Origin of the sequence: Zooshikella harenae (genome assembly GCF_018837975.1) — a bacterium.
Lineage (GTDB): Bacteria > Pseudomonadota > Gammaproteobacteria > Pseudomonadales > Zooshikellaceae > Zooshikella > Zooshikella harenae.
Genome location: NZ_JAGSOY010000123.1, coordinates 1 through 6,719 on the forward strand (window position 1 = coordinate 1; position 6,719 = coordinate 6,719).

Here is a 6,719-nt window from a genome sequence, read left to right on the forward strand (position 1 = left end):
CAACTACACAGTTGCCGAGGGGACACATTTCTACTGATGAAGTAACTTTGGATATGTTAGATCAAGGTACGGCTACAGTGGTTAATAACTTGTCTGAAGAGTGCGGTGTTTTGTATGGTAATGTAGCAGGTCAAAGGATAACTCTTAATACTCCTGACTTCCCTGATTTTGCTGATGCCATTAATTACAGTATTATCACCAAAGGGTGTATGCTTTATGAAAAGTTAAAGGAGAAGGAAGGTGAGTTTGGACATGCAGATCCAGATGAAACTTACTTACGTGTTACTGTGGGTGTCAATAAAGGTAACTCACCAGGTGTACCGTTTGTTTTAGAGATCTGGCCTGGTGGGCATTATTCGCCCATTCATAATCACTCAGATTGTAATGCTATTATAAAAGTCTTGCATGGTAGTATACAGTGCAACTGGTATAGAGGACTTAGTGCCTATGAAAGTGAACCTTATGATCTCTGTGAGCTGACTGAAGGTGGGGTCACTTGGTTGAATAGTCGTCAGTTTCAAACGCATAAGTTACATAATGTTAATCCTAAAGGAGAAATGTGTGCGACTATTCAATGTTATATGTATGATAGCAGCGATATTCATCACTATGAGTATTTTGATTATGTTAATGCTGATGGCGCTATACAGCACTTTACGCCTAACAGTGACTGGGAGTTTGGTGTATTTAAGGCAGAGTTAAAGAATGAGTGGAATAACAGAAAACGCTAAAGTCCTGTTAACGGCGCTCCCAGTACCTGTTTCACAAATAAATATACCCTTCATGAATCATTTTTAGGGTTTGTTGTCAGCGCTCTTCACCCCAGTCATTTATTAATATAAGCTCCTGGGGTTTCATCGCTTGACGGCCGCCCTAATAACCCTTCGTATTGGTTATAGCTTTTGCTAAGGTAAAATTATATGCGATTGCTCTGTTAATATTTTCCTTGAACAATTTTTTTATTTATGCCTGTAGATAAGGCATTGAATAATAAGTAAATTGTTAATGCATAATTTTTGTATCAATTATTGTTAATAGATAGGTTATTTGAGGAGCTAATAGCGAATTGAATATTATGATATGTATTGTTAAAGATGAATTTTAGTTATCAAAGATAAATTTTGAAATTCATGCTACGAATGCGTTATATTCAAGCTGATCAATATGAGGAAGTCAGTTAATATAACTAGGGAGTAGCCTGATGAAAGTTTATACATCCGCTTTATTGTTTGCCTGTATCTCAATATTTATAAATGACGCTATGGGCACAGCCATCAAAAATGAGCCTATACAACCCATACCAAGTGATATTTCCTATAATCAGAATAAAGCTGAACTTGGTAAGATGCTTTTTTTTGATCCTCGACTTTCAAAGTCGGGTTGGTTAAGCTGTAACTCATGCCATAATTTAGCGATGGGAGGAGATGATAACAGACCAAGCTCGATAGGACATCAGTGGCAAATTGGTCCGATTAACTCTCCAACAGTCTTAAATGCTCGTTTTAATGTGGCACAATTTTGGGATGGGAGGGCGAAAGACTTGCAGGAGCAGGCTGGAGGACCTATTGCCAACCCTAAAGAAATGGCTTCAAATCATCAACTAGCTATCAAAACACTACAGTCAATACCTGATTATCAACGTATGTTTGAAAAGATATACGATAGTAAACGTATTTCTATCAATGACGTTACTGATGCAATCGCTGAGTTTGAAAAAACATTAGTAACACCTGCATCACGATTTGATCAGTGGTTATTAGGTGATGAAAGTCAGTTAAGTAAACAGGAAGAAGAAGGATACCATCTGTTCAAGGAAAAAGGTTGTATTGCCTGTCATAATGGCGTTGGTGTAGGCGGTAATTCTTATCAAAAATTTGGCGTAGTGAAGCCTTATGATAAAGATAAAAATTCATTAGGAAGATATAACGTTACAAAAAAAGAGGAAGACAAGTATGTGTTTAAGGTTCCACTGTTAAGAAACATTGAATTGACAGCACCATATTTTCATGATGGTTCTGTGTGGGATTTAAATGAAGCTGTAAGCATGATGGCTGATTATCAGCTGGGTATAAAGCTTACGGATAATGAAACAAATAAAATAGTAGCTTTTTTAAAAACACTTACTGGTAAACAGCCAGAAATTACTTATCCTGTATTACCACCAGAAAGTATTCGAACACCGAGACCCAGTATTAATTAGTTTGAATACAGTATAATTTAAAGCAATGAAGTTAAAATCCTACTTTGTATTGTAAAAAAATAAGAATATGTTGTGGCTAGTTATCTATAATTTTAATTACAGAGTAGGTTTTAATACATGTAAGAGTTTCAGGGCAATTGCATATAAAAATAATTTGTGATGAGTATAGATTGTGCTAATACCGTGCATGAATTTATTTGTTCTTCCCGCAGCAGAAGACCAGTCCTGGTCTCTACTGCTCGCGGTGCTTCCAGCACCTGTTTCACAACCCCGCACTGCAACCCCATCCTCAATCATGATTAAATGAACACCTGTGGTATTTCGATGTACGCCAGTGGTAGACAAAGGCTGGATATAAGGGGGGGGGAGATAAAAGGACTCTATTGGAAGTATAATAAATTAGTTTCTGAATCGACGCTTATTCAACAAGATAACAGGGAATAGTGAGAATGCTGGGATCAGGTATGCCACATAGGTGAGGCTACAAACTTGTCTATGGGATTGGTATAAGCGCTGTTATTGAAGTGCTTTTCCGTTGTATCATAATAGTGCTTTTTTAAGATTGTTATATTTTATTACAATTTATAGGGTTAATGAGTATATTTTCGGATGCTATCAGAAGAGAGGAATATATTTATTTAAGCTCTAATTTGATTTTGTTGTAGTCCTCTGTTTTAAAGGAAACAAAATGCTTGCTTACTTTGAACGGTTAATAAAGCCATTCCCAAAAAGTGAACCTGAACAGCCGCCGAATACGTTGCTTAAGTTTTGCTTATATTACACTCAGGGGATGTGGTTACCTATTTTATTGGTTTCTATTTTTACAGCGATTGCTGCCATTGCTGAAGCATCGATGTTTGGGGTAATGGGAGCTTTAGTTGATTGGTTAGAGCAAAGTGATTCGGCGACGTTCTTTACTGAAGAGAAAGGTACGCTTGTTCTTCTAACCGTTATTCTATTAGTAGCAATTCCTGGTGTCGTATTGATCCGCTCATTGCTTGTGCATCAAACGTTACTCGGAAATTATCCTATGGCAATTCGCTGGCTTGCGCATCGCTACTTGTTAAAACAGAGCTTGTCTTTTTACCAGAATGATTTTGCAGGGCGTATTGCGACTAAGGTTATGCAAACTGCTTTATCTGTTCGTGAAACTGTGATGAAGCTTGTTGATGTGATGGTATATATAGCCATTTATTTTGTGACAATGATAGTATTGATTGGTCAAGCAGATAGCCGTTTAATGATACCACTTTTGGTATGGTTTTGTGCTTATATTTGTATCCAGTGGTATTTTATTCCTCGCTTACGTCGTGTTTCAACGCAACAGGCCGATGCACGTTCTACTATGACAGGTCGTATAGTAGATAGTTATACTAATATTCAAACAGTAAAACTTTTTGCTCATACAAAACGTGAAGCAGATTATGCGCATGATAGTATGGATTTATTCCTAACTACTGTGCATAAGCAAATGCGTCTTGTAACAGGTTTTAATGTCTGTTTGGAGTGGATTAATTACACATTAGTTTTTGCTATTGGAGCGCTATCACTTTATTTGTGGTCATTAAATGAAATCACGATTGGTGCTATTACCGTGTCAATTGCTTTGGCACTTCGACTGAATGGAATGAGCCACTGGATTATGTGGGAAGTGGGAGCGTTGTTTGAAAATATTGGTACTGTGATGGATGGCATGGGGACATTAAGTCAACCATGTACCGTGTTAGATCACGAAAATGCAAAGCCACTAAAAGTAACCCAAGGTGCTATTGATTATACCAATGTAAGCTTTCACTATGGCAAAGAAAGTGGCGTACTTGAAACCCTTAATTTGAGTATTAAGCCTGGTGAGAAAGTTGGATTAGTAGGGCGTTCAGGCGCTGGTAAGTCAACGTTAGTTAACTTGTTATTACGGTTTTACGATGTAGAGCAAGGTGATATTCGAATTGATAAGCAGAATATAGTTAATGTTACTCAGGAATCTTTGCGTGCACAGATTGGTATGGTAACGCAAGATACCATGTTATTGCATAGATCCATACGAGAAAATATTCTTTATGGAAAACCGAATGCAACAGAACAAGAGTTAATTGCTGCCTGTAAGAAAGCAGAAGCATATGATTTTATTCAAGAGCTAACAGATCCTAAAGGTAACAGGGGATTTGATGCAGAAGTGGGTGAACGTGGGGTTAAACTCTCAGGAGGGCAACGTCAGCGTATTGCTATTGCCAGAGTGTTATTAAAAAATGCACCTATTTTAGTATTAGATGAAGCTACATCTGCACTTGATTCTGAAGTAGAAGCAGCCATTCAGGATAATTTGTATACCCTCATGCAAGGGAAAACGGTTATCGCGATTGCGCATCGTCTTTCAACTATTGCTGCTATGGATCGCTTAATTGTAATGGATTCTGGAGAAATTGTTGAACAAGGTACACATAGGGAACTTGTGTCTGCTGGAGGAATTTATGCACAACTTTGGTCTCACCAGACGGGTGGTTTTTTAGGTGAAAACTAAATAGTGGCTCCTAAAAAATGACAGGCCACCCTGCTGTATTCCAGCAGAGGTGGTCATTGTGGGGATAGAACTATCTTAAGTGAGTTTAAATTATATGGTTTTATATGAGTTGCTAGATAATTTATTTTAGGAAAAATTATACAGTATTCTTGTATTAAGTATTAAAACTGTTTTAGTATTGAGTGTGGATGATATATTTGTCATGTAATTGTTGATTACAATTATAACCTTATAATAAGCATGAAATTTTCAAAGGGAGCTTATGAAACTAAATAAACAAACATCTCGTATTTTATCATTTCTAACATTACTCTCCACATCAACGTTATGTACCGCTTCAGTTTATACTCATCAACTTGGGCCAAATACAGGGGTTAGTGCCTCTTCCTCCTCAACTGCTTTTTTAGGCGCAGCCTTTGCTGTAGATAGAAATAAAATATGGCCATCGACTTGTTTAAGCGGTACTTCTATCGTAGATAATCCTGGAAACACAAGTCAGATTATTAGTTTGAATTCAGAATATAATCATCAAAAACTTGAAGAAAATATTGATATTAGTGTTAATGGTAAAGCTAATCTCTTTGATCTTGTCAAACTTGGTACTGAACAATCTTTTAAACGAGCAGTATCAGAAACAGAAACTTCTTATACACTATTATTGACCTATAGATACGATGCACCTGTCGTTCGTTATCAACTAGCTGATGCTGGTAGTAGATTGACTGAGTTTGGTCAAAAAGCGTTAGCGAATGGAGCGGACTCATTTTATCGTTTATGTGGTGACTCGTTTATTAGTCAACTTGAGCGTGGTGGAAGGCTCTTTGTGGGTATAAAACTTGATTTTGCCAACAAAAGTATTAAGGAGACCTTTAAATCAAGTACAAACTTTAAATTTGCGGATCTAGCAAGTGTTAAAGCTGCGTTAAATGGAACTCGTAATAAATTTTCCAGCTTAGTCAATATTTACCTTACGGCTTATCAAATTGGTGGAGATCAGTTAGCACTGGGCAATATATTGGGGGTTGTATCAGGCGATAACATTAAGGCTTGCTACTCATCAACCTCAAGTAATTATCAATGTGGCTCTATTATTGATAGTTTAAGTAAGTATGTAAGAAAAGGTGGGCCACTTGTTAAGTCATGGCAGCGCCATCCAGCGGTTACGGGTATTATTACAACACACTATAGCGATGTGGTCGAAGGCAATCCTCAGCGTACTTCTGAGCTGACCAAAAGAATCATTAACTCACGTGCCTTGTTGTATAAAGCATTTAAGGCGCAACAAAAGCTACTGTCACGGGTTGAAACGGTGCTTAGCACTTCATATTCTCCACTTTTGCAAGCAAGGTGGAATAAGTTAAAGGATGACTACCAGGCAGCAAAATCGGTGGTTACATCAAATATCGAAGCATTAGAATATGCAATGGCAGTTTGTTATTCAGCGCTTGATAGTTGTAATAGCAGTAGAATTAATACACTTGCTAATTTAGTTACTGTGAGACTTCCTGTAGACCCGTACAGTCTGACTGATGTTGGCAAAATAAGTGTAGGTAAAGGTGGAGGCGAGCAACATTGTCGTGCTCCTGAGTTATCTGTCATTGTAGGGGTTGGTGCTCGAGTTAAAAATGATAACGTAAAAGGCATCAGAATCGCTTATAGAAAACTATTGGATAATGGGGCTCTAGGTTCAGTTCAGTACAAACAATGTGGAAGTGGCTATGAGAAATTTGTTAAAGCCCCAGCAGGCCATGTACTGACAGGGTTTGAGTTCCGTGTTAAGCGAGATAATGTGGCTGCAATAAATGTATTTTCTAAAAAATGGGACCAATCAAAAAGAAAACTTACAGGAAAGGTCGTTTCTACAAGAAGTGGATCAGGATCTGAGCTGTCATTGGATTTAAGCACTGATCAGGTCAATAATACATTTTACGATACTGATCATGTCGTTTTAACTGGACTTAGCCTTAGAACTTCATCAGATGATGCGTCAGGTATTACAGG

Annotated in this window: 5 protein-coding genes; 4 read left to right on the plus strand and 1 reads right to left on the minus strand. The window is 37.5% G+C overall.

What is annotated here, in order from left to right:
- Window positions 1-731, plus strand: a 731-nt coding sequence (locus KCG35_RS23095; RefSeq protein ID WP_215822221.1) for a cupin domain-containing protein, incomplete at its 5' end; no start/stop codon positions are given.
- Window positions 732-1,201: 470 nt separating this feature from the next.
- Entirely contained in the window at window positions 1,202-2,200 is a 999-nt protein-coding gene (locus KCG35_RS23100; protein WP_304956766.1) for a cytochrome-c peroxidase, read from the plus strand.
- Window positions 2,201-2,296: 96 nt separating this feature from the next.
- Here KCG35_RS23100 and KCG35_RS23105 read toward each other — a convergent pair whose 3' ends face one another.
- Window positions 2,297-2,497 carry a hypothetical protein gene (locus KCG35_RS23105; RefSeq protein ID WP_215822222.1) on the minus strand — a complete coding sequence of 67 codons (201 nt, stop codon included), beginning with the start codon at window positions 2,495-2,497 and terminating at the stop codon, window positions 2,297-2,299.
- A 391-nt stretch (window positions 2,498-2,888) separates the two neighbouring features.
- Between KCG35_RS23105 and KCG35_RS23110 the strand changes: the two genes are divergently transcribed.
- Window positions 2,889-4,718: an ABC transporter ATP-binding protein gene (locus KCG35_RS23110; protein ID WP_215822223.1), complete on the plus strand. Its 1,830-nt coding sequence runs from the start codon at window positions 2,889-2,891 to the stop codon at window positions 4,716-4,718.
- A gap of 262 nt (window positions 4,719-4,980) precedes the next feature.
- A partial coding sequence (locus tag KCG35_RS23115) for a hypothetical protein (RefSeq protein ID WP_215822224.1) occupies window positions 4,981-6,719 on the plus strand: 1,739 nt, incomplete at its 3' end.

What these genes read in the sequence shown, in the direction of transcription:
- KCG35_RS23100 (WP_304956766.1), top strand. Translation starts at nt 1,202, where the DNA reads ATGAAAGTTTATACATCCGCTTTATTGTTTGCCTGTATCTCAATATTT.
- KCG35_RS23105 (WP_215822222.1), bottom strand. Translation starts at nt 2,497, where the DNA reads ATGATTGAGGATGGGGTTGCAGTGCGGGGTTGTGAAACAGGTGCTGGA.
- KCG35_RS23110 (WP_215822223.1), top strand. Translation starts at nt 2,889, where the DNA reads ATGCTTGCTTACTTTGAACGGTTAATAAAGCCATTCCCAAAAAGTGAA.